Source organism: Paenibacillus sp. Marseille-Q9583, assembly GCF_976954365.1.
Map to the genome: position 1 here is coordinate 1 of NZ_CDRJTB010000079.1, position 22,768 is coordinate 22,768.

General features: G+C 42.8%; 23 protein-coding genes and 2 riboswitches. Of the genes, 22 read left to right on the forward strand and 1 reads right to left on the reverse strand.

Features of this window, described 5'->3' with window-relative positions; translation table 11 throughout:
* The first annotated feature begins 151 nt into the window (after window positions 1–151).
* The 9 genes from ACWNM1_RS26140 (at window position 152) to murB (ending at window position 10,586) form a co-directional block, all read left to right on the forward strand.
* Window positions 152–1,468, forward strand: coding sequence for a hemolysin family protein (locus ACWNM1_RS26140; protein WP_449603239.1), 1,317 nt, complete (start codon window positions 152–154; stop codon window positions 1,466–1,468).
* A 149-nt stretch (window positions 1,469–1,617) separates the two neighbouring features.
* On the forward strand, window positions 1,618–2,370 hold the full coding sequence (locus ACWNM1_RS26145; RefSeq protein WP_449603240.1) for a DsbA family protein: 753 nt from the start codon (window positions 1,618–1,620) through the stop codon (window positions 2,368–2,370).
* Complete coding sequence (locus tag ACWNM1_RS26150) at window positions 2,367–2,831, forward strand: disulfide oxidoreductase (RefSeq protein ID WP_449603241.1); 465 nt, start codon at window positions 2,367–2,369, stop codon at window positions 2,829–2,831. The genes ACWNM1_RS26145 and ACWNM1_RS26150 overlap by 4 nt, the downstream gene beginning before the upstream one ends.
* A 197-nt stretch (window positions 2,832–3,028) precedes the next feature.
* A riboswitch (cyclic di-AMP (ydaO/yuaA leader) is annotated at window positions 3,029–3,187 on the forward strand.
* A gap of 122 nt (window positions 3,188–3,309) precedes the next feature.
* Window positions 3,310–5,127: an APC family permease gene (locus tag ACWNM1_RS26155; protein WP_042188640.1), complete on the forward strand. Its 1,818-nt coding sequence runs from the start codon at window positions 3,310–3,312 to the stop codon at window positions 5,125–5,127.
* A gap of 201 nt (window positions 5,128–5,328) precedes the next feature.
* Window positions 5,329–6,336: an ABC transporter substrate-binding protein gene (locus ACWNM1_RS26160; protein ID WP_449603242.1), complete on the forward strand. Its 1,008-nt coding sequence runs from the start codon at window positions 5,329–5,331 to the stop codon at window positions 6,334–6,336.
* A gap of 221 nt (window positions 6,337–6,557) precedes the next feature.
* The gene (locus tag ACWNM1_RS26165; protein ID WP_449603243.1) at window positions 6,558–7,613 is read left to right on the forward strand and encodes a FecCD family ABC transporter permease; all 1,056 of its coding nucleotides are present in this window, start codon (window positions 6,558–6,560) and stop codon (window positions 7,611–7,613) included.
* A complete protein-coding gene (locus tag ACWNM1_RS26170) occupies window positions 7,613–8,647 on the forward strand; it encodes a FecCD family ABC transporter permease (protein ID WP_449603244.1) in 1,035 nt (344 codons plus the stop codon). Before ACWNM1_RS26165 ends, ACWNM1_RS26170 begins: the two co-directional genes overlap by 1 nt.
* A gap of 75 nt (window positions 8,648–8,722) precedes the next feature.
* Window positions 8,723–9,523 carry an ABC transporter ATP-binding protein gene (locus ACWNM1_RS26175; RefSeq protein WP_042188632.1) on the forward strand — a complete coding sequence of 267 codons (801 nt, stop codon included), beginning with the start codon at window positions 8,723–8,725 and terminating at the stop codon, window positions 9,521–9,523.
* 151 nt (window positions 9,524–9,674) lie between these two features.
* The gene (murB, locus tag ACWNM1_RS26180) at window positions 9,675–10,586 is read left to right on the forward strand and encodes a UDP-N-acetylmuramate dehydrogenase (protein WP_449603245.1); all 912 of its coding nucleotides are present in this window, start codon (window positions 9,675–9,677) and stop codon (window positions 10,584–10,586) included.
* A 60-nt stretch (window positions 10,587–10,646) separates the two neighbouring features.
* Here murB and ACWNM1_RS26185 read toward each other — a convergent pair whose 3' ends face one another.
* Entirely contained in the window at window positions 10,647–10,982 is a 336-nt protein-coding gene (locus ACWNM1_RS26185; protein WP_449603246.1) for a hypothetical protein, read from the reverse strand.
* 212 nt (window positions 10,983–11,194) lie between these two features.
* On the opposite strand from ACWNM1_RS26185, the gene ACWNM1_RS26190 reads away from it, so the two are divergent.
* The 13 genes from ACWNM1_RS26190 to ACWNM1_RS26250 all read left to right on the forward strand — a co-directional run bounded on the left by ACWNM1_RS26190 (window position 11,195) and on the right by ACWNM1_RS26250 (window position 22,752).
* A complete protein-coding gene (locus ACWNM1_RS26190; protein ID WP_449603247.1) occupies window positions 11,195–12,043 on the forward strand; it encodes an ABC transporter ATP-binding protein in 849 nt (282 codons plus the stop codon).
* Window positions 12,040–12,726 carry an ABC transporter permease gene (locus ACWNM1_RS26195; RefSeq protein ID WP_449603248.1) on the forward strand — a complete coding sequence of 229 codons (687 nt, stop codon included), beginning with the start codon at window positions 12,040–12,042 and terminating at the stop codon, window positions 12,724–12,726. The genes ACWNM1_RS26190 and ACWNM1_RS26195 overlap by 4 nt, the downstream gene beginning before the upstream one ends.
* Window positions 12,727–12,800: 74 nt before the next feature.
* A riboswitch (PreQ1 riboswitch) is annotated at window positions 12,801–12,844 on the forward strand.
* Window positions 12,845–13,000: 156 nt separating this feature from the next.
* Window positions 13,001–13,474 carry a preQ(1) synthase gene (gene queF, locus ACWNM1_RS26200; protein ID WP_042193989.1) on the forward strand — a complete coding sequence of 158 codons (474 nt, stop codon included), beginning with the start codon at window positions 13,001–13,003 and terminating at the stop codon, window positions 13,472–13,474.
* A 29-nt stretch (window positions 13,475–13,503) separates the two neighbouring features.
* Entirely contained in the window at window positions 13,504–14,166 is a 663-nt protein-coding gene (gene queC / locus ACWNM1_RS26205) for a 7-cyano-7-deazaguanine synthase QueC (protein WP_449603249.1), read from the forward strand.
* The gene (locus ACWNM1_RS26210; protein WP_449603250.1) at window positions 14,166–14,648 is read left to right on the forward strand and encodes a 6-pyruvoyl trahydropterin synthase family protein; all 483 of its coding nucleotides are present in this window, start codon (window positions 14,166–14,168) and stop codon (window positions 14,646–14,648) included. The genes queC and ACWNM1_RS26210 overlap by 1 nt, the downstream gene beginning before the upstream one ends.
* Window positions 14,641–15,363 carry a 7-carboxy-7-deazaguanine synthase QueE gene (gene queE, locus ACWNM1_RS26215; protein ID WP_449603251.1) on the forward strand — a complete coding sequence of 241 codons (723 nt, stop codon included), beginning with the start codon at window positions 14,641–14,643 and terminating at the stop codon, window positions 15,361–15,363. Before ACWNM1_RS26210 ends, queE begins: the two co-directional genes overlap by 8 nt.
* A gap of 128 nt (window positions 15,364–15,491) precedes the next feature.
* Window positions 15,492–16,016 carry a cysteine hydrolase family protein gene (locus ACWNM1_RS26220; RefSeq protein WP_449603252.1) on the forward strand — a complete coding sequence of 175 codons (525 nt, stop codon included), beginning with the start codon at window positions 15,492–15,494 and terminating at the stop codon, window positions 16,014–16,016.
* The gene (locus tag ACWNM1_RS26225) at window positions 16,017–16,835 is read left to right on the forward strand and encodes a VanW family protein (protein WP_449603253.1); all 819 of its coding nucleotides are present in this window, start codon (window positions 16,017–16,019) and stop codon (window positions 16,833–16,835) included.
* A gap of 80 nt (window positions 16,836–16,915) precedes the next feature.
* The gene (locus tag ACWNM1_RS26230) at window positions 16,916–18,052 is read left to right on the forward strand and encodes a zinc-dependent alcohol dehydrogenase (RefSeq protein WP_449603254.1); all 1,137 of its coding nucleotides are present in this window, start codon (window positions 16,916–16,918) and stop codon (window positions 18,050–18,052) included.
* Between the two features lie 141 nt (window positions 18,053–18,193).
* The gene (locus tag ACWNM1_RS26235) at window positions 18,194–19,108 is read left to right on the forward strand and encodes a DMT family transporter (RefSeq protein ID WP_449603255.1); all 915 of its coding nucleotides are present in this window, start codon (window positions 18,194–18,196) and stop codon (window positions 19,106–19,108) included.
* Between the two features lie 32 nt (window positions 19,109–19,140).
* Entirely contained in the window at window positions 19,141–19,986 is an 846-nt protein-coding gene (locus ACWNM1_RS26240) for a class I SAM-dependent methyltransferase (protein ID WP_449603256.1), read from the forward strand.
* A gap of 241 nt (window positions 19,987–20,227) precedes the next feature.
* Window positions 20,228–21,727, forward strand: a complete 1,500-nt coding sequence (locus tag ACWNM1_RS26245) for a sugar ABC transporter ATP-binding protein (RefSeq protein ID WP_449603257.1) — start codon at window positions 20,228–20,230, stop codon at window positions 21,725–21,727.
* 32 nt (window positions 21,728–21,759) lie between these two features.
* Window positions 21,760–22,752: an ABC transporter permease gene (locus ACWNM1_RS26250; RefSeq protein ID WP_449603258.1), complete on the forward strand. Its 993-nt coding sequence runs from the start codon at window positions 21,760–21,762 to the stop codon at window positions 22,750–22,752.
* Window positions 22,753–22,768: the final 16 nt, after the last annotated feature.

Genomic DNA, 22,768 nt, shown 5'->3' on the forward strand with positions numbered 1-22,768 from the left:
TATATTCAAAAACGTGATTCCAGACTGGAGATGAAACCATTGGGAAATTGATACTGAAAGGAACAACTGGCAAGCTTCTTGCCGATACTCTGAAAAAACGAAGGAGGTGGGCCTATCCATCCGTACGGAGAATGATGGATAGGATTATAAATTGAGCGACCCTTTACCCGGTATATTACACGTAGGTCTTATTATTCTGTTGGTATTATTAAATGGATTTTTTGTTTCAGTCGAATACGCAATGGTGAAAGTACGAAGCGGTAGAATTGATACCCTTATTGAAGAAGGTAGTAAAAAAGCTTTAAAAGCGAGAAGCATCGTTAGCAACTTGGATGGTTATCTATCCGCCTGTCAGCTTGGTATTACATTGGCTTCACTTGCGCTAGGATGGTTGGGGCAACCCGCTATAGCTAACCTTGTTGGGCCCTTATTAGGAAGTATAGGTTTTGGAGTAACCGCTGTTAATGTTGTATCTTTGATTATTGCTCTAATGTTTATCACTATCTTGCATATCGTACTAGGAGAGCTTGCACCTAAGACTATTGCAGTTAACAAGGCTGAATCTGTCCTTTTGCTAACATCTGGGCCGATGAATGTGTTTTACAAGATCATGTATCCAGTGATTTGGATCGTAAATGGGCTGGCACGTGGTTTACTACAGATCTTCCGATTAGCCCCAGCTTCAGAGCTGGGAACGGCGCATACGGAAGAAGAGATCCGTATTATCATGCAAGAAAGTAATAAAAGCGGCTTTATTGATAATACCGAAATGACGCTGGTTGACAATATTTTTGAATTTGTGGACACTATGGCCCGTGAGATCATGATTCCTCGAACAGAAATGATCTGCCTGAATAATCATCTTTCAACGGAAGAGAACCTTGAGATTGCTTTTGATGGAATGAGGACGCGTTATCCAGTCTGTGATGGTGATAAGGATCATATCCTAGGCTTCATTCATATCAAGGACTTAATTAGGGATCGTGAACAAAGCTATAATAAATTGATTCGTCCTATACTAACCGTACCAGAATCTATTCAGATTAGTGCTCTGCTGAAAGTCATGCAGCGCGCAAAGACACAAATCGCCATTTTGATTGATGAGTACGGTGGAACATCAGGAATGGTTACGCTGGAAGATATCATGGAGGAAATTGTAGGAGAAATTCAGGATGAGTTCGACGAAGAACGTCCTGGTGTTGAGAAGCTGGGGGAGGATGAACACTCCATCGACGGCTTGATGCTTATTGAAGAGATCAATGATCTTTTGGGGCTCCATATGGATACTGAGGATTATGATACGATAGGCGGTTGGCTGTATTCTAAATTGGAGGTTAATCCACCTCAAAAAGGACAGTCTGTAGAATTTGATGATCATCTGTTTATTGTGGAAGAAACGGATAATAAGCGGATTTCTCGAATTAAGCTGCTGAAGTTACAGCTAATGTCTGAAGAAGCTGGCGCATAACGAACTTATTAGTAATTATTAGGACACAGTGCTATAGCGCTGTGTCTTTTTTACAGTATTGTTTGCCAAAAAGAGATTAAAAATTATATAATTTTAAATGTATATGATAAAAACTACATTAGTCCACAGAGGACAGAAAGGAACTCTCCTTGAGTAAACCTAATAAAAGTACAAGCGTTCCCCAGCTTAGCAAACAAGAGAAACGGCGGGTAGAACAGGAGCAGCAAAAGCAGAAGACGAGAATTTTAATTATTAGTTCAATAGCTTTAGTAGTCATCATTTTTGTTGGATTGTTTATGTTAGCTTCGAAAGATGCCGCAAAAAATGCCACTTCGGGAGAACCAGTAGCATTCAATTACAGTGAGCTACCTAGAGTCGGTAAAGAGGATGCACCTGTTAAAATTGTTGAATTTGGAGACTTAAAATGTCCAGCGTGTTCCCAATTTGCAACTTCAGTTAAACCGAAAATTGTTCAAGATTTTGTCAACGAGGGAAAAGCAGCGCTCTACTTTGTAAATATGGCTTTCGTTGGTCCAGACTCTGAAACTGCTTCACTTGCTGCATTATCTGTTTACCATCAGAATCATGATGAATTCTGGAAGTTCTATGATGCTGTATATGCTCAACAAGGTGATGAGAGCGATGAATGGGCGACTGAAGATTTCTTAGTAAGCCTTGCGGAGAAAGAGAAGTTAGCTATCGATTACGAACTGCTGCGTAAAGATATCAAGGATCGTACGTATGCAGATGAGCTGAATAAGGGTATGCAGTTAGCTAGTGAAGCGGGTGTGACGACTACACCATCTCTTTACATTAATGGGGTAATAACTGCGGATCCATTTAACATTGAAGCGATTTCAACTGAAATTAATGACGCCGCAAAAGCTGTGGAGGCAAAGTGACAAAGTTCCTATCTTTTTGCAAGCGTAACTGCCTGTATCTGGCCTGGTTCGTCTCTTTAGTTGCTGTTGCCGGTAGCTTGTATTTGAGCGAAGTATTGAAATATGAACCTTGTAAGCTTTGCTGGTTCCAGCGAATTTTTATGTATCCTCAGTTATTCCTCTTGGGAATAGCGACGTTTCGAGGGGATAAAAGGATTATTCCATATGTACTTCCACTAAGCTTGATTGGTGGCAGTATCTCGATCTATCATTATGCGGAGCAGAAGATTCCTGCGTTAAGTAAAGTGCTTCCTTGTACAATTGGTGTTCCTTGTAATAAGGATTACTTGAACTTTTTTGGATTCATTACGATTCCTTTTCTTGCATTAATCGCTTTTGCTTTAATTAGCATTTTACTTTGGTACGGACGCAAGGAAGAAGAAGTGATGGAGTTAGATAACGAGGAAAGTTTAGGATTTTGATTTTTCAACTTTGAGGGACCGAAAAAGATGTGAAAAATGATTAAAAACACGGCCCAGAGGGATAATTGAAGAGAATGAAAGAAAGCATCCAATAAGACGCTATATTTGCGGTTATTGGATGTTTTTTCATTCTATTTTCATTTTTTTCAACGCTTTACTGTATACACTTTGTAGACTAATATTAGACCTTGTGAGAAGTTGAATATGCGCTGAATTTTCTAAGGGAAAACGGGGGAACCAAACTTGGCATATGTGCCAATGGGGTGAATCGGAATGGGTCGATTAGACTTATACCGTAGGGCTAAACCACAGCCCGAATCCGCCAGCTAACCTCGTAAGCAAAGGTGGGATAATGACCATGCATAGCATGCGGATCATTTCCGTATGCTATTTTTAGTGTCTGCATTTATGAATCCACCAATGAAAACAGCGCGCGGAAATTCCGTTTCAGCTCCCAAAGAAAGGAACTGTATCCACCATGGTAAGCAAGGTAAAACGACTATTGATCGGGCGTCCGATGAAGTCGAACGAACTCGATCATGAAAAGTTATCCAAGGTTAAAGCACTGGCTGTCCTGTCTTCTGATGCGCTCTCGTCTGTAGCCTACGGAACGGAACAAATTTTGATTGTACTGGTGGCTGCGGGGTTTACTGCCATCTGGTATTCCCTGCCAATTGCCTTAGCCGTATTGGGCCTGCTGGCCATCCTGATTTTATCCTATCGGCAGACAATTTACGCTTATCCTCAGGGAGGCGGAGCTTACATCGTTGCCAAGAGTAATCTTGGTGTTCCGACAGGGCTCTTAGCAGGAGGGTCTTTGTTAGTGGATTACATTCTGACCGTAGCTGTTAGTGCGTCGGCAGGGACGGATGCGATCACATCGGCTTTTCCAAGTCTTCATAATCACACCGTTCTTATTGCAGTATCTGTTATTATTTTACTTACTTTGATTAATCTTCGCGGAGTTACAGAATCAGCTTCATTCATCGCAATCCCAGTGTATTTGTTTGTGGTGTCGATTGTAGTGTTGATTATCTCCGGTGTTATTAAATATGCAGCAGGTGGCGTGCATGCGAATGTCCCTGAAATTGGCTCTGCTGTTTCTAATGTTAGTTTGTTTCTACTATTAAAAGCCTTCAGTTCTGGCTGTTCAGCGCTTACGGGTGTAGAGGCTGTATCTAATGCCATTCCAAACTTTAAAGCACCTGCTGAAAAGAACGCAGCCAAGACCTTAATGGTCATGGGGGTTATACTTGGATTTATGTTTACAGGTATCACACTACTGGCGTATTGGTACGGCATAGTGCCTGATGAAAAGGCAACGGTTGTTTCTCAGATCGCTGAATCGACCTTTGGCCGCGGAACCTTATATTTTTTCATTCAAGGTATCACAGCAGTAATTTTGTTCTTGGCAGCTAATACAGCTTACTCAGCGTTCCCGCTGCTCGCATTCATGTTTGCAAAAGATAAATATATGCCACATGCTTTTATGGTTCGTGGAGACCGTCTAGGTTTCTCTAACGGTATTATTTTTCTAGGTGTTCTGTCTGCTGTGCTTGTAGCTGCATTCCATGGAAATACAGAAAGCTTGATTCCACTTTATGCGGTTGGTGTATTCATTCCTTTCACATTGTCACAGCTAGGAATGATGGTTCATTGGTTTAAAACAAAACCAGCGGGATGGAAAAAAAGATTTGTTGTAAATACCATCGGTATGCTGACTACATTGACGATTACGCTTATTTTTATCATCACTAAATTCTCAAGCGTATGGATGGCTTTCATTTTCTTACCTGCTGTAATGTTTGTGTTCCACCGGATTCACAAGCACTATTTGAACACTGCAGATCAGCTTCGTATATGCCCGAGTACAGATAAACCTTTGATTAAGGGCAGTACAGTTGTTGTTCCTGTTGCGGGTGTAACACGTGCTGTACTACATTCCATCAGCTATGCCAAGTCTCTAACGGATAATGTTGTAGCCGTGTATGTTGGCTTTGATGAAGAGGACATTCAAAAAATGGAGCAACGATGGGAGGAATGGAATCCGGGTGTACGCCTGATTGTACTTCGTTCCAGATATCGCAGTATTATTCGTCCGTTAGTGAAATTTATTGATACAGTGGAGTGGAAGACCGCAGCGACGGATCATATCACAATTCTGATTCCACAGTTTATAACTAAACATTGGTGGCAAGCCGTACTTCATAATCAGACCAGCTTTTTAATCCGTTCGTATCTAATGAATTCAAAAGATGTTGTAGTTGCGACTGTCCCATATCATTTGAATAAATAATGGATCATTAAGGAGAGGCTATATCCGGAACGTTCGGAATATAGCCTTTTTTGTCTTTTTAAGAAGGGAATTATTGCAAATCCACAAAATTTAAAATTTATATGTTGACATAGAGAATGAGAATCAATATCATTTAAAAGTGAGACTGAGGTAGTCAACACCTATGAATAACATAGGATGTATACACTAGGAGGGTATTTAATGTTTTTGTTTAACAGAAAAAGATTTGGAAGCATGAAATTAACGATGGTCGGATTAATGGTGATGGTGCTATTCTTATCCGCTTGCGGTAATAATAATCCTGGTAACGCTTCAAACGCAGGAACAGAGCCAACGACGGCACCTACTGCTGAAACTACAGAAGCTCCTACAGCTCCTAAGACGTTAACGGATGCAATGGGACATGAAGTAGCGATTCCAGCTAATCCTGGGCGTGTACTGGGTTCTTATTTGGAGGATGCTTTGGTAACTCTAGGTGTGACTCCAGTAGCGCAATGGTCAGTGACTAATGGTATTCAAGATTATCTGTCCACTGAATTGAAGGATGTTCCTACGATCAGCTACGATCTTCCGCTCGAGGCAGTAACTAGCTTCGCTCCGGATCTTATCCTCATCCCATCGGAGTCATCTGTACAGAATGGTATCTATGACCAACTGAATAAGATTGCACCGACTTATGTGATTGGGGATAAGCTAAATCAAGATTGGCGTAAATCGCTACTCAAGATAGGTGAAATTCTGAACAAGACCCCTGATGCAGAGAAAGCCATTAAAGATTATGAAGACAAGGCGGCTGCAGCGAAAGAAAAGCTTAAAGGAGCTATTGGAGAAGAGTCCGTGGCGATTTTATGGTTGGTACAAAAGAACTTCTATATTGTAGACGAAACCCGCAGCAGTGGTGCTGTATTATATACAGACCTTGGTGTAAAGCTGCCTAACTTAGTAACAGAAATTCCTGTTGGTACAAGAGCTACTTGGAATCCAATTTCGCTAGAGAAGCTTTCTGAGCTGACAGCAGATCATATTATCCTTGTAAATAGTGATAAGACTGAGGGTTCGGAGATTCTGGACAGTTCAATTTGGAAAGGAATCCCGGCTGTAAAAGCTGGTAATGTACATGAAATGAGCTCAACAAGCAGTTGGCTATACAGTGGTGCTAACGCTGGTGGCAAAATTATTGACGATGTGTTAAAAAGTTTTGTGAAATAAAGAGTCGTAATTCACCATGAATGAGACTGATCATTTGGGTGGGGAAGGGCGTGCAGATCAAGTATCTTAGGATACTTAGATCTGCACCATTTTTTTATAAACCATTCCTGTATTACTGAAAGAGAACTCCTACAATTGTACAACCTAATTTTTTTTGCGATAATGAGAATGATTGTTGTTATCATATAGACCATTGTAACTATCGATTAAGGAGACGACTCATGGTTTCACCCTCAGATTTCGCGCATCGTAATAAAAATGATACACAAAAAGCTCTACATACCCGACCGACAGCTGCAATGGGTATTCTACTGATTGGACTCGCTGCCATTGCCTTTGGACTGGCACTTTCGGTCTCGGTGGGTGCGGCAGATATCAGGCTAGCTACGGTATGGGAAGCAATATTTCATTTCAATCCAGATTTACAAAAACATCAGGTGATAAGAGAACTGCGATTTCCACGCGCGATAGCAGGTGCTTTGGTCGGTGCTTGCTTCGCAGTAGCAGGGGCAATCATGCAGGGGATGACAAGGAACCCTCTTGCGGATTCAGGTCTGTTAGGCTTGAATGCGGGAGCAGGTGTAGCGCTGGCCATAGTTTTTGCTTTTGCACCTTCGCTCTCCTTTACTTCACTTATGTTGTTTTGTTTTATAGGTGCTGCTATAGCGTCTTTTATCGTATTTGGAATCGGGTCACTATCTTTTAATGGCCTTACACCTTTACGTTTGACGCTGGCAGGTTCCGCGGTTAGTGCACTACTGGTTGCTGTTAGTCAGGGCATAGCTATTCTTTTTAACTTATCCCAGGATATAGCCTTCTGGTTGGCTGGCGGAATGGGTGGGGCAAGCTGGACTCAGATCAAGATTATCTTCCCCTGGGTGTTCGTGGCATTAATCGCAGCGATGATGTTAGCGCGGTCTGTCACCTTGCTCAGCTTAGGAAGAGAAGTTGCAGTTGGTCTGGGGCAGCGGACAAGATTAGTACAGTTGGCATGTATGATTGTTGTAGTAGTTCTTGCCGGAAGTGCAGTCTCAATGGTTGGCCCGATTGCTTTTATAGGACTAATTATTCCACATGTAGCACGTTATTTCGTTGGAGTAGATTATCGCTGGATCATTCCTTGCTCGGCAGTTCTTGGGAGCTTATTGATCATCTTTGCGGATATCGCCGCTAGAATGATAAATGCCCCTTATGAGACGCCGCTAGGCGCATTAATTGCCATCATCGGTGTACCTTTCTTTATTTACTTAGCGAGTAAGCGGAAGGGGGAGCTGTAATGCACAGAACAACCCTTTCTCCCAATGATAATGAACGCCGTACACGTGCTATTACAGTGTTATCGCTCCTTGCCATATTGATCGTTGTTGTTTTTATTGTCAGTATGAATACAGGATTTATGCGTCTATCCCCACGGGAGGTACTACATACACTGCTGGGTGATGGAACTCATCAGCAAAAGCTTATTTTATTTGATTTCAGATTACCTCGCATCGTAATTTCATTGTTGGTTGGAGCGGGCTTTGCGGTGTCAGGCTGTATTTTACAAAGTCTCGCAAGAAATGCACTTGCCGAACCGGCTACGCTGGGCATAAGTGCGGGTGCTGGTTTTGCGGTAATCATTTTTATCTCGTTTTTTCCGGCTACAACAGCAGCTCCGGTATTTGTCTTACCGCTCTTAGCGCTTGGTGGGGCTAGCTTAACCGCCGCTTTAATCTATATTCTTGCTTATAGAAAAGCAGATGGTCTATCTCCAACAAGGTTGATCCTTATCGGGATTGCAGTCGCTGCCGGAATTAACGCTTGCCAGCTGGTGTTGGCACTTCGGCTTGATCCCAATAATTATCAGTTTGTAGCGACTTGGATCGCCGGGAAAATATGGGGTGGCGATTGGAGATTCGTCCTTGCTCTCCTACCTTGGATAGCGATTCTGTTACCGTTCGCCTTCTATAAAGCCCGTATTCTTAATGTATTGAATCTAGGGGACCATACTTCAGTAGGACTTGGAATGCGAGTGGAGAAGGAGCGTATTCTCCTTCTAGTGACAGCAGTTGCGCTTGCCGGCTCCTGCGTTGCTGTAAGTGGGGGAATTGGCTTTGTAGGCCTAATTGCACCACATCTTGCCCGCAAGCTTGTGGGACCCCGTCATCAGATATTATTGCCCGCTAGTGCGTTGACAGGGGCGCTTCTTATGATTACTGCTGATACTATCGGCAGATGGGTGTTACAGCCTGCAGAAGTTCCAACAGGCATCGTAGTTGCGATCATTGGTGCACCTTACTTTTTATATTTACTCGCCAAATCGAAAGCATAATCCGTACGAAGCGAGTTTTACTATGTAGTTCATTCTAGGAGCATCGCTCCATAAAACTTTTAAGGAGTTGTTAACATGTCAGAACGTTTGAACACAGAAGAGTTAAGTATTGGGTATGCAGAGGCTACAATTGTTAAAGGGTTGAACTTAACTATCCCTACGGGAAAAATAACTGCACTAGTGGGCGCTAACGGTTCTGGTAAATCTACAATTCTTAAAACAATGGCCCGGATCATGAAGCCTAAGAGCGGCAGTGTAATGTTGGACGGCAAATCGATCCATAACTTTTCAACGAAAGAGGTAGCTCGTCAGCTTGCGATCTTACCGCAAAACCCAACGGCTCCAGACGGACTAACGGTCTCTGAACTTGTCAGTTATGGCCGTTTCCCGCATCAAAAAGGATTTGGCACAATGACAGCAGAGGATCGCAGCATTATCTCTAACGCAATCACTGTTACAGGTATGGAGCCTTTCCATGACCGTCCGATTGACCGCTTATCTGGAGGACAACGTCAGCGTGCTTGGATCGCTATGGCATTGGCGCAAGAAACTGACATTCTATTTCTGGACGAACCAACAACATTTCTGGATATGGCTCACCAGCTTGAAGTTCTACAGCTTCTGCAAAAGCTGAATGAGGAAGAAGGCCGTACCATTATCATGGTCGTGCATGATTTGAATCATGCTACTCGTTATGCACAGCATATGGTAGCTATTAAGTCAGGTACTGTGGTTAGTGAAGGTTCACCTACTGAAGTTATGACACCAGATGTATTGCGGGAAGTGTTTGGAATTGAGGCAGATATTGTTCCAGATCCACGTACCGGTGTGCCGCTGTGCCTTCCTTACGAGCTTGCGGCCTACAAAGCTGTGTAATCATAATTGAAAATCATACAACGAACAGGCTCCCGTCATTGACAAGGGAGCCTGTTCGTTGTTACAGTTGTGGTTGCCTACAATTCCATGATACCACTAATAAAAATAGATCAAGGACCATCATTTATACATGGTTAAAGGAGCATGAAACATGAATATTGACAAAATTCAAAATGACCTAGAGCAGCTAATGACTGCAGGGATTGTGAAGAGTCATGAAAACTTAAAAGATCACGTGTACACCAAAATGGGCGGTAAAGCTGATATTTTGGCAGCACCAGCTACTTATGAGGAAATTCAAAAGATCGTTACATATGCGGAACAGAATGGGATAAACCTTACGGTACTTGGGAACGGCTCCAATGTGATTATCCGTGATGGAGGTGTGCGTGGAATAGTTCTGCAAACGGCAGGACTAACGGATGTGGGGATTCGAGACAATCTCTTATATGCGGAGTGCGGCGCTAAGATTATTGATGTTTCCAGATATGCGCTGGATATGGAGCTTACGGGTCTTGAGTTCGCCTGTGGCATTCCAGGAACGGTTGGTGGAGCGTTATACATGAACGCAGGTGCTTACGGCGGAGAAATTAAAGATGTACTGCATAATGCACTGGCTATAACTAAGAGCGGACAATTAGTGACTCTGCAAGGGGATGAGCTGCAATGGGGTTATAGAAAAAGTGTGTTCGCAAGCGGTGAATACATCGTACTTGAGGCCAATTTTGCTATGACTTCTGGTGATGCATTAGCCATCAAGTCGAAAATGGATGAACTTACTTACTTGCGTGAATCCAAGCAACCGCTTGAGTATCCTTCCTGTGGTAGTGTCTTTAAACGTCCTCCAGGTCGGTTTGCAGGTCAGTTAATTCAAGAGAGTGGCTTGCAGGGAACAAGAATCGGTGGTGCTGAGGTATCCAAGAAGCATGCAGGGTTTATTGTAAATGCAAATAATGCAACCGCCAGCGATTACATTGGGCTAATTCACCATGTAAGAGCGACTGTGAAGGATAAATTCGGAGTGGAGCTTGAAACTGAAGTGGAGATCATTGGGGAAGAGTAACTATTAATTAGAAAGAGTCCACAGATTACTGTGGGCTCTTTTGTTGTCATTACATATAGTTTAATTCACTGAAAGGGTATATTTAGCTCTTTCAGTAGTTATTTCCGCCTTGCGATCACTTATGTCCTCAATCCGAAGCCCGTCAATAGCTAAGTCATAGGTGGAGTGTGGTAGCGATACTAGCTCACCATCGTCGTTTAAAGTGCTGCCAAATCCTTTTAATATTAATGCACTCCCAAGATAATCATCGATAACATCCTCCGCACTCCGAAACTCAACAGCCTCTAGATTAAAATGAATTTTATCCAGATCACGAAGCTCTTTCTTCTCAATTACAATAGTTTCATTCACATGACTGTTAATCCAGTCCATAAGTTTCTGTGTACTTTGTTCCATTAGATGATCCCACCCTTACCTCGAAGATTATTAAGTTTAAGTTACCCTTTTCTTAGGATTTGAATCCTTATTCTTGCCACATCTGAGCGGATTTGAACAAAGGAAGGTACTAAGGAATAGCGAATGTTACAGAATAGCAACAACAGAGATAATCCTCTACAACCAGAATAAGGATAGAAGAAAGTTAACTATTTTAATAAGGGGGAGTGTTATTGATTCAGCTAACTGAGGTCTCAAAATATTATCAGGAGAGATGTGCAGTTGATCGAATTACTTTCACGGTGGAGAAAGGTGAGGTCTTTGGATTTCTAGGTCCCAATGGTGCAGGGAAGACCACAACGATGCGCATGATGACAGGGCTTATTCAGTCTACAAGCGGAGAAATTTTAATTAATGGCATGAATATTTCACGTCATAAAAAAGAAATCCATGCTCAAATTGGTGTTGTTTTCGAGCTTCCGAACCTATACATGCGTAGTTCTATTCGAAATAATCTGGAACTGTTCGCTGATCTGTATAGGGTAGCAGGAAATCGAGTGAATGAAGTCATGGAAACCCTCCAGCTGTTAGATAAGGAAAAAGCTAAAGTAAGCAGCTTATCCAAAGGCTGGAAGCAGCGTGTTCTAATCGCCAGAGCATTATTACATAAGCCTCAAGTGTTGTTTTTAGATGAGCCTACAAGTGGGTTAGATCCAAATTCAGCTTCACTCATACGTAATCACGTCAAGAGAATTCAAGAAGAAGGCACAACCATTGTCTTAACGACGCATGATATGCACGAAGCCGAGGAATTAAGCGATAGAGTGGGCATCATGCACGCTGGTGCATTGGTGGCACTTGATGAACCGCATAGACTTAAGACCATTTATGGTAAACCAGAAATTGAAGTTAAATATCAGCAGAATGGGAAAGTGGTTATGAAATCCTGGCCGATTGCAGAAGAAGCTACTAAAGATCATATCTATCAGTTAATGTCTACGAATCAAATTCTAAGTATGCACAGTAAAGAAGCTTCGCTGGCAGATGTATTCGCTGCCCTGACGGGAAGTGAGCTAAGTTGAGTTATCAGATATGGAAGCTGTTTAAACATGAAAGTAAGGATATACTGCATAATCCAGCGACTGTAATTCTAATAATTTTGCCTATATTTATGGCTAAAATCATCATCACTGTAGTGGACAAGGGCGGTTTGGACTTCATGCTTCTTTCTACATGGATATTATTTGCGCAAGTGATGGTTGGGATCATGATTACCGGCCCAGGATTAATTGAGGAGCGTGAGAGTAAGACTTATGATGCGCTGTTGATTACTCCGCTAAGCAGAGGCCAGATTATTACTGCGAAAGCAGGATCTGTTCTTGTTTTTTCATTGTTATCACAGCTGATTGTTTATGTCTTAAATCAAGGTTTGACAATGGATTTACTCCCTTCCTTCTTGTATATGTTATTGGGTGGAATTATCTTTGTGCAAGTTGGAATTATCATTGGTTTAAAGGTAAGTTCCTCCAAAAATGGTTCAGCCATCAGCTCCGTATGTATGGTCGTTTTTTTCTTAGTAGCTTCTGTATACGTCGCTCTTCCAGAATGGACCTATCCGATCTTTGTTGTTCTGCCAAGTATTGAAATCGTCCAGAATTTAAACAGTATTCTAAATGGAAAAGGAGTATTGCTCCTAGAAAGCCTGCTTTTGCTCTTGTGGATTGCGGTGCTTTCGCTCTGGATTTGGAAGACGGGTAAAGCGTAGAACTTGTCAGAAGCAAATTACCATGGTATAGTTCAAGACGCAATATGCATGAAGAAGAAGTCTGCACAGATTGTGCAGGAGAGGTTCGCGAACTCCCTCTATAAAAAACTAAGAGTATATTAAATCTTACAGACGGATGCAGTCCTTAAGTTGCTTCCGTTTCTTCTTAGTGGAGCAAAGTTTTCGAAATCTCGTTCTTCTTTCCATTACCGGCCAAGTCCGAAGGAAAAGAGAGGGGTTTTTTGTCGTGTCAGAAGGAAGATTGAAAGAGGAAATGCAAGAAGTCACTTTACTTGGTAATCAGGGAACGCAGTACAAGTTTGGTTATGATCCAGCTATTCTTGAGGTGTTTGATAACAAGCATCCAGGGCGTGATTATTTTGTTAAATTCAACTGCCCTGAGTTTACTAGCTTATGTCCTGTTACAGGTCAGCCGGATTTTGCCACATTGTATATTTCGTATATTCCTGAACAGAAAATGGTGGAATCTAAATCATTAAAGCTGTATCTGTTTAGCTTCCGCAACCACGGTGACTTTCATGAGGACTGCGTCAACATTATTATGAATGATCTGATCTCACTGATGGACCCACGATACATTGAGGTATGGGGCAAGTTCACTCCGCGTGGAGGCATATCTATTGATCCTTATTGCAACTACGGAAGACCGGGTACGAAGTATGAGGCGATGGCGGAGCACCGCTTAATGAATCACGACCTCTATCCGGAAAAAGTGGATAACCGCTAATCCCAACAAGTTGATAAGGAGAGATTTAGATGAATAAGAAAGCACTCGTCGTATTCAGTGGCGGACAAGATAGCACCACTTGCCTGGTATGGGCTTTGAAGCAATTTGAGGAAGTGCAGGTTGTTACCTTCAATTATAATCAGCGGCATGCGGCCGAAATCGAAATTGCTACAGAAATAGCGGCTAAGTTTAATGTACAACAGCATATCCTAGATCTCGGGCTGCTGAATCAGCTGGCACCCAATGCACTAACCCGCCAAGATATTGATATCGTTGCTGGCGAAGGCGATGAGCTTCCTAGCACGTTTGTAGACGGACGGAATCTGTTGTTTTTATCTTTTGCGGCAATATTAGCAAAACAGCTGGATTACTCCCATATCGTCACGGGTGTCTGCCAAACGGATTTTAGCGGGTATCCGGACTGCCGTGATGTATTTGTGAAATCATTAAATGTTACGCTGAATTTATCTATGGACTATGAGTTTGCAGTACACACTCCATTGATGTGGCTGGATAAAAAAGAAACGTGGAAAATGGCAGATGAACTGGGTTATTTTGATTATGTTCGCGAACACACATTGACCTGTTACAACGGTATTATTGGCAGTGGCTGCGGTACTTGTCCAGCCTGTCTGTTGCGTCAGCGTGGTCTTGAGCAATATGAGGCGGAGAGAATGGAGGCCGGTTCTTAATGCTTAACGAGGTTTCAGTCTGCAAAATATTTACGTTTGATGCTGCGCATCAATTAATTGGTCACAAAGGGAAATGTAGCAATCTGCATGGACATACGTATAAGCTCGAAGTAGTGCTTAAGGGCAAACCAGAGGCTACGGAAGGCCATTCAGACGAAGGGTTTGTTATTGATTTCAGCGATATCAAAATGACAGTACAACAAAGCCTTGTAGATCGTTTAGATCACGCTTTTCTTGCTATGGGAAATGAACCTGTGTTAGAGACGTTAACGAATACGGGCTCCAAAGTAGCCTTGTTGTCTTTCCGCACCACAGTGGAGAATATGTCTTCATATATTGCCTACAAGCTTAAGCAAGCAGGGTTGCCTTTGTACTCGGTAAAGCTATGGGAGACTCCAACCTCCTGGGCAGAGGTGCTGGCTGAAGATATTCCGGTTGAAGGGCCAGCCTACCATTTATATGGAGGCTGTGACTGTGAATAAGATTCCTGTAATTGAAATGTTCGGTCCAACTATTCAAGGCGAAGGTGCGGTAATTGGAGTGAAGACGATGTTTGTCCGCACCTATGGCTGCGATTATCGCTGTGGCTGGTGTGACTCCGCTTTTACTTGGGATGGTACTGCTAAGGATAAGGTTCGAATGATGACCTCAGATGAAATTATGAATGAACTTTTAGCTATAGCTGGAGATAATTTCGACTGTGTTACGATTTCAGGCGGAAATCCTGCTTTGATTGGTGATGGGATGGGCACTTTTATTAACCTGCTACATGAGCGAGGGATACAAGCTGCAATAGAAACTCAGGGGAGTAAATGGCAGGATTGGTTCAATGACGTGGATGTGCTGACAATTAGCCCTAAACCCCCAAGCTCAGGAATGACGACGAATTGGGAAATGTTAGATAACATCATGAGTAAAATGGAGAAACTGGGTCGTTCTACGCATAGCTTGAAGGTCGTAGTGTTTGACGATAAGGATTTTGATTATGCAAAAGACATTCACCAGCGATATCCCAATGTGCAGCTCTTTCTGCAGCCTGGGAATGATGATGTCACTGAAGAAGGCGACATTTCTGCTCGACTTTTGGGAAGGCTGGAATGGTTGTTTAATAAAGTAATCGTAGACTCTGAGATGAATAGAGTACGTGTCCTTCCACAACTGCATGCATTGATCTGGCATAATAAGCGTGGCAAGTAAAAAGTATTTAAATGTAACGGGTGTCTGCTCAGCAGATGCCCTTTTTTTATTGATTTAAGCCTTTAAATAGGTAGATAGAATGTCCCATAATCTGGTATGATTTTCATAAAAATTGTAGGAGGTACTAAATGGGAAATTCAACTGCTCTATTAATTATCGATGTTCAAGAAGCTATGTTCTCCTATCCTGATCAAAAGCTGTACGATGAAGAGGGTGTAATGGAGAGAATTATTTCCCTTCAGAACAAAGCTAGGGTAGCAGGTACTCCGATAGTTTATATTCAACACACCGAAGATGAGGAATATACAAAAGGAACGCCCACGTGGCAGATTAGTCATCGTATCACACCGCAGGAAGGCGAAGTTATTGTGGAGAAGCCTACTTGGGATGCTTTTCACCGAACCGAACTGCAAGAGGAGCTACAGAAGCTGGGGATTACGAATCTGGTGATTTGTGGGATGCAAAGTGAGTTCTGCCTAGATACGACAATAAGACGCGCATACAGTATGGGGTATAAGAGTATTCTCGTCCAAGATGCTCATAGCACCTTTGATAATGGGGTTCTGAATAGTAGTGAGATCGTTAAGCATCATAATGCAGTAATTGGAGGGAGATTCGCCCAGTTACGAGCTGAAAGCGAGGTTCAGTTCTAGATGAGTACACCTCAGGCTGCCATGAAACCTATTCAGCGTTCTCGACTTAGACTATTTGCCGGAAAGCGATATTTTATTTGGAAAAGATATTTGAAATGGTGCACTAGCCGCAGCAAGGTGGCGAAGCAGCGCACTAGTGAAATTTTATCTAATGAAGTGATGACTCATGCTACACCGTTATTAAGAAGTCTACGGAATGTAGATATGGTGCTTCAATACAATAAAATAACCAATTTACGTCTGGCGATAGCGAAACTGGATGGGCTCTTGGTGCGCCCGGGTGAGACTTTTTCCTATTGGAGAAGCATCGGTAAGCCCAGTAAGCGAAAAGGGTATCTGGACGGAATGGTTCTGCATTATGGTGGCTTCCATTCTGGAGTCGGCGGGGGACTGTGCCAGTTGTCCAATCTGATCTACTGGATGACACTGCATACACCTCTTACGGTTACAGAACGGCATCGGCACAGCTATGATGTATTTCCAGATGAACAGCGTACACAGCCATTTGGAAGCGGGGCCACCTGTTCTTATAATTATTTGGATCTTCAAGTAAAGAATAACACTAATCAAGCCTATCAATTAAAGCTCTGGCTGGATGACAGCCATTTACATGGGGAATGGAGATGCGATGAGCAATCCCTTTATAAATATGAAGTGTACGAAAGTGATCATCGAATTAGTCTAGAACCTTGGGGAGGCTATATACGCAGTAACAAGATTAGTCGAAAAGTATATACACGTACCGGCGACCTAATTGGAGATGAAGCTGTAACCGATAATTATGCGCTTATGATGTATTCCCCGCTTCTTCATGGATAAGAGGATAGGTCTTAGGGTTATAACATAGAGGACGTTATCGTTACACCCTTTGCCATACTCTAAAGGAGCGGATGAACACTATGAAGGCACTAACCTACCAAGGGAAGAAAAAAGTTAAGGTTAAAGAGGTAGCTGATCCGAAGCTTGAGAAAAAGGACGATATTATCGTTCGGATTACAACTACAGCGATTTGTGGCTCAGATCTACACATCTATAACGGTGAGATTCCAGGTATGCATGATGACTATGTTATTGGTCATGAGCCCATGGGGATTGTTGAGGAGACCGGTCCAGACGTAACTAAAGTCAAGAAAGGCGACCGTGTCATTATTCCCTTTAATGTGGCCTGTGGTCAGTGCTTCTTCTGCCAGCATGAGATGGAGAGCCAGTGTGACAATTCTAATGAAGCCAAGGATACTGGCGGTTATTTAGGGTATTCCGATACTTATGGCGGCTTTGCCGGCGGACAAGCTGAATTGTTGCGGGTACCTTATGGTAATTTCGGCCCTTTTGTCGTTCCTGAGGATGCAGAAATGGAAGATGAGAAAATTCTTTTCTTATCTGATATTGTCCCTACTGCTTGGTGGGGAGTCGAAAGCGGTGGAGTGAAGCCAGGGGATACAGTCATTGTTCTCGGCTGCGGGCCGGTTGGACTGCTTACTCAGAAATTTGCCTGGATCAAAGGCGCCTCAAGAGTCATTGCGGTTGATCATATTGGCTACCGTCTGCAGCATGCGAAGCTGACCAATAATGTCGAAATTTACAACTTTGAAGAGATTAAGGATATTGAAGCTCATTTGAAGGAGATAACACATGGGGGCGCAGATGTAGTTATTGACTGTGTAGGTTTGGATGCCAAAATATCTGCATTGGAGAAAGTGGAAACCACGCTGAAGCTACAGGGAGGCTCACTCAGCGCATTTAGAATGGCCACGGATATCGTACGTAAATTCGGAACTATTCAGCTTGTAGGAGTATATGGGCTTAATTACAATATGTTCCCGCTGGGTCATCTATTTGAACGTAATATTACTTTAAAGATGGGACAAGCCCCTGTTATTCACTATATGCCTTTGCTTTTTAAGATGATTAAAGAGAATAAATTTGATCCTACAGACATCATTACGCATCGACTTCCAATCAGTAAAGCGGAGCATGGCTATGACGTTTTTAGTAAGAAAAAAGAGGATTGCATCAAGGTTGTTCTTAAGCCGTAGCCTTAAAGAAGCATATGCTCTCGTCAGAAATGACATTGCTTATGCTTTTTTTAGTGAAATCTAATGAAAATAGATGCATTTTTTCACGGTCTGCGTTAAATTAACATAAGTGACTTAAGATATTGAAAGGACGCGTACCATGTGAAGCTTAAAAAACCGCCACTACCTATTCCGATTTTAATGATGATTGGTATTGTGGCCATCTCTTTTTCCGCTATTTTTATTAAGTGGTCTGCAGCGCCAGCATCTATACAAGGAATGTATCGGCTGTTGTTCACCTCGCTGCTGATGTTGCCTTTTGCAAGACCATACAGCGGAGCAGCGTTCGCTCTTCGTAAAAAAGACTGGATCATGCTAGTGCTCTCAGGCAGTATGCTAGCTCTACATTTTTTGCTTTGGATGGGCTCTTTGAAGTATACTTCGGTAGCTAGTTCAACGATGATCATGGCGCTGGAGCCAGTGTTTATTATGCTGGGCGTTTATTTTTTGTATAAGGAAAAAACGGCTATGTCTGCTATTCTGGGGCTGAGTATTGCTATTGCCGGAGTAGTGTTTATCGGCTGGGGAGATATTGGGATCTCTGCAGATAATCTTAAAGGTGATTTGTTATCGGTTGGAGGAACAGTAGCGGTAGCTGTGCATATGCTTATCGGTCAAAAGCTTGTAGTACGGATGCCCTCATACCTGTACAGCTTGATAGTCTTCTTATCAGCTGCTGGTGTGTTTGCCATATACAATCTGTTCATGGGGATTTCCTTTTTCAATTATCCTGCGAATGAGTGGGGGATTTTCCTATTGCTAGCAGTGGTTCCTACGGTGTTCGGTCATATTTTATTTAATTGGCTGCTTCAGTATGTATCTGCAACTACGGTATCTATGAATATCTTAGGAGAACCAGTGGGGGCTAGTATCCTTGCTTATCTGCTCTTGGGTGAACAATTAACTACGCTACAATGGGCTGGTGGACTTTTGGTTATGTTTGGACTGGGCGTATATTTGTACGCTGGAAGAAAGAAGACGATTCAGGTGGCAGATGCCATTCAAAATGCTTCATAACAGATATTTTAATCATAAAGGGGTCGCAAGGTATGGAAGAACAAGATCAAAATTTAGAACTGCATCCTAGAAAAGGCACTGCGCCAACGAGCGAGGAACTATGGAACGAAGACACGTACACAGCTTGGGTTGCTCGATTTGGTACACCGTCTGAGGCTGCAGCCAAGTTAATCAAGGAACCAAGTGCAAAGCTTTACCCGCTCTCTTCTTATTTTGGAGATGTACAGGGTAAAAAGATGATGAATCTCATGGGATCAAACGGAATGAAGGCAGTCGCGCTGTCATTACTTGGAGCGGATGTTACTGTTGCTGACTTCTCAGAAGCTAATGCGCGTTATGCAGCTGATCTCGCACAAGAAGCAGGTGTTCAGCTTAACTATATCGTATCGGATGTTCTTAAGCTGCCAGATCACGTGCTCGATGGCTCGTATGATATCGTATTTGCAGAGTTAGGGATTGTTCATTACTTTACCGACCTTGCACCGTTTATGGAAACCGTCTGCCAGTTACTTTCTCCAGGTGGGATTTTTGTTCTACGTGATTTCCATCCTGTGACAACTAAGCTTATATCCTCGAAGGGTTCTACAGCAAAGGTTCGTAAGCACAAAGTTAGCGGGGACTATTTCGATACGACATTGGAAGAAAAAAAGGTCTCGTACTCTAAATATTTGCCTTCCACAGGCAAACCAATAGCAGAACAGGAACATAGCGTTGTATATTGGCGCCGCTGGACACTTGGAGAAATTGTAACTGCTGCTGCCAGTTCAGGGCTTGTGATCCGCCAATTGATCGAAGAACCCAATCTATCCTCGGATGTTTATGATAAAGGAATACCAAAGACATTCACCTTGGTGGCTGGAAAGGGTCAGAACCTGTAGGCTATTTGAATGTAAGGATTCCAACTGTTATACACATATGAGCTAATCTAAAGGCTACTTCGTCCGAAAAAGGACGGTGTAGTCTTTTTTGCTTGCTTCAAAACATAAAATTTTAAACTTTTTCACGGAGAATATTCCATTACATTGGAAACTTATAGGTAATACAATAATTTTACATTCAACATTTGAAAGCGATTACTTTATAAAAAGGCATTCACAAAGGATTTGAGGTGGATATGAAATGGACGAAGTATTATTACGAATGGCGGGGATTGATAAATTTTTTCCTGGTGTTCATGCATTGAATCAATGTCAATTTGAGCTGAAGCGTGGGGAAGTGCACGCCTTAGTCGGTGAAAATGGCGCAGGAAAGTCTACCTTAATGAAGATTGCAACAGGAGTCTATTCCAAGGATGCGGGTCAGATGTGGTACAAGGGATCTGAGGTGGAGATTGCTAATACTCGCGCTGCGCAGGAACTCGGGATTAGTATCATTCATCAGGAACTGAATCTAATGCCGCATCTTACAGTGGCCCAAAATATATTTATTGGTCGTGAGCCGCGCAAGGCATTGAAATGGTTCGTTGATGATCTGAAGCTAAATTGTAAGGTGCAGGAACTGTTTGATCAGATGAATCTAAAACTAGATCCGAAGACTTTGGTCTCAGATCTGACAGTTGCTAATCAGCAAATGGTTGAAATCGCCAAAGCTTTGTCCTTCAATGCGGAGGTACTGATCATGGATGAACCAACCGCAGCGTTGACAGATACGGAAATTAACGAGTTATTCCGTATGATCGAGCAATTACGAGAAAAAGGTGTAGGTATTATATACATCTCTCACCGCATGGATGAGTTGAAACGGATCACAGACCGCATTACAGTCATGCGGGATGGTTGTTACGTGGATACTGTTCGGACGGATTCAATAACCATTGATCAGATTATTAGCATGATGGTTGGACGTGAACTGTATCAAACGTCGAAGCCAACGCTTTCGTTACAGACAGAGCAAGTCGTACTAGAGGTTCGAAACTTATCCAGTGGGCAAATGTTGAAGGATATCAGCTTTCATCTGAATAAAGGTGAGATTCTGGGCTTCGCTGGATTAATGGGCGCTGGACGTACTGAGGTTGTTCGTGCCGTATTTGGGGCTGATCCTATCGATAAGGGTGAGATTAAGCTGCATGGAAATACGGTTCGTATAAAACAGCCTCACCAAGCCGTGCAGCATGGTATTGGCTATTTGTCCGAAGATCGCAAACGCTACGGGCTGCTTGTAGATATGGACATTAGCATGAATAATGCGATTGCTTCCTTCTATAAATTCCGTAATACATTCGGATGGATGAGGGATCGGGAGATGCGAAAGTCCGCGGAGCAGCATGCGGAAGCACTAGCAACCAAGACTCCAAGTGTAAGTCAAAAAGTCAAATTCTTATCCGGTGGGAATCAGCAAAAAGTAGTTATCGGGAAATGGTTAACGAGAGATTGCGATGTGTTAATCTTCGACGAGCCAACACGTGGTATTGATGTAGGAGCGAAAAGTGAGATCTATAAGTTGCTTGATCAGCTAGCAGGTGAGGGAAAAGCGATCATTATAGTCTCTTCAGATCTCCCAGAGATTCTAAGAATGAGCCATCGCATTATTGTCATGTGTGAAGGACGTATAACTGGTGAACTACTCGCAGAAGAAGCATCGCAAGAAGCGATAATGAAATATGCGACGATGCGTTCATAATCGCTCAAGAGTTTATCGGAGGTGTCAAGGTCATGAAGATTGTAGATAAAAGGATTAGCCAGCCTATCAGCTCCAAGCAAACCGGGGCGCAATCAGGGTTTAAACAAAAATTACTAGCATTCGCAAGTTTGATCATTCTGGTCATCGTATTTTCCGTAGCATCAAGTAACTTTTTTCAGTTTTCTAACCTAGTTGGAATCCTCGTCTCGACAGCTGTAATTGGGGTATTAGCGCTGGGTGCAACCTTTGTAATTATTACGGGTGGGATCGACCTTGCCTTGGGTACTGTGATGACCTTCTCCTCGGTGATGGTTGGCGTCATCATTACATTCTGGGGCCTACCTGTTCCACTCGGAATTTTAGGCGGGATTCTAGCTGGTGCACTATGCGGTTTTATAAGTGGTTTAATGGTGGCGAAAATGAATATTCCACCTTTCATTGCTACTCTGGCGATCATGATGGTCACTAAAGGATTATCACTTGTCATAACGGGTGCCAAGCCGATTTATTTCAATGATGATCCGATTTTTGCCAAGATTGCAATGGGCAAGATGATTCCAGGCATTCCTAACACCATAGTAATCTTCCTATTGCTCGGTGTTATCGCCAGCATCATCTTATCGAAGACCATTATTGGACGCTATAACTTTGCACTTGGCAGCAATGAAGAAGCAACTCGCTTATCAGGTGTGAATACGGTCAAATGGAAGATTGTGATCTATACCATCACAGGGATTTTCAGCGGAGTCGCAGGTATCCTGATGGCATCACGGCTAAATTCAGCCCAGCCATCACTTGGCACAGGTTATGAACTTGAAGCTATAGCGGCTGTCGTCATTGGAGGCACATCTTTAAGCGGGGGCGTAGGTTCTATTCTAGGTACAATTATTGGTGCACTGATTATGAGTGTACTGACGAATGGCTTACAGATTATGTCCGTTGCTCAAGAATGGCGGACAGTCATTGTCGGTGTTGTAATCATCATAGCAGTGTATGCTGATATTCTTCGCAGACGGAAGCAATGAACGAGGTATTATCTCC

What these genes read in the sequence shown, in the direction of transcription:
- ACWNM1_RS26165 (WP_449603243.1), top strand. Translation starts at nt 6,558, where the DNA reads ATGGTTTCACCCTCAGATTTCGCGCATCGTAATAAAAATGATACACAA.
- ACWNM1_RS26220 (WP_449603252.1), top strand. Translation starts at nt 15,492, where the DNA reads ATGGGAAATTCAACTGCTCTATTAATTATCGATGTTCAAGAAGCTATG.
- ACWNM1_RS26155 (WP_042188640.1), top strand. Translation starts at nt 3,310, where the DNA reads ATGGTAAGCAAGGTAAAACGACTATTGATCGGGCGTCCGATGAAGTCG.
- ACWNM1_RS26160 (WP_449603242.1), top strand. Translation starts at nt 5,329, where the DNA reads ATGTTTTTGTTTAACAGAAAAAGATTTGGAAGCATGAAATTAACGATG.
- ACWNM1_RS26245 (WP_449603257.1), top strand. Translation starts at nt 20,228, where the DNA reads ATGGACGAAGTATTATTACGAATGGCGGGGATTGATAAATTTTTTCCT.
- ACWNM1_RS26225 (WP_449603253.1), top strand. Translation starts at nt 16,017, where the DNA reads ATGAGTACACCTCAGGCTGCCATGAAACCTATTCAGCGTTCTCGACTT.
- ACWNM1_RS26230 (WP_449603254.1), top strand. Translation starts at nt 16,916, where the DNA reads ATGAAGGCACTAACCTACCAAGGGAAGAAAAAAGTTAAGGTTAAAGAG.
- murB (WP_449603245.1), top strand. Translation starts at nt 9,675, where the DNA reads ATGAATATTGACAAAATTCAAAATGACCTAGAGCAGCTAATGACTGCA.
- ACWNM1_RS26170 (WP_449603244.1), top strand. Translation starts at nt 7,613, where the DNA reads ATGCACAGAACAACCCTTTCTCCCAATGATAATGAACGCCGTACACGT.
- queF (WP_042193989.1), top strand. Translation starts at nt 13,001, where the DNA reads ATGCAAGAAGTCACTTTACTTGGTAATCAGGGAACGCAGTACAAGTTT.
- ACWNM1_RS26250 (WP_449603258.1), top strand. Translation starts at nt 21,760, where the DNA reads ATGAAGATTGTAGATAAAAGGATTAGCCAGCCTATCAGCTCCAAGCAA.
- ACWNM1_RS26185 (WP_449603246.1), bottom strand. Translation starts at nt 10,982, where the DNA reads ATGGAACAAAGTACACAGAAACTTATGGACTGGATTAACAGTCATGTG.
- ACWNM1_RS26210 (WP_449603250.1), top strand. Translation starts at nt 14,166, where the DNA reads ATGCTTAACGAGGTTTCAGTCTGCAAAATATTTACGTTTGATGCTGCG.
- queC (WP_449603249.1), top strand. Translation starts at nt 13,504, where the DNA reads ATGAATAAGAAAGCACTCGTCGTATTCAGTGGCGGACAAGATAGCACC.
- ACWNM1_RS26175 (WP_042188632.1), top strand. Translation starts at nt 8,723, where the DNA reads ATGTCAGAACGTTTGAACACAGAAGAGTTAAGTATTGGGTATGCAGAG.
- ACWNM1_RS26240 (WP_449603256.1), top strand. Translation starts at nt 19,141, where the DNA reads ATGGAAGAACAAGATCAAAATTTAGAACTGCATCCTAGAAAAGGCACT.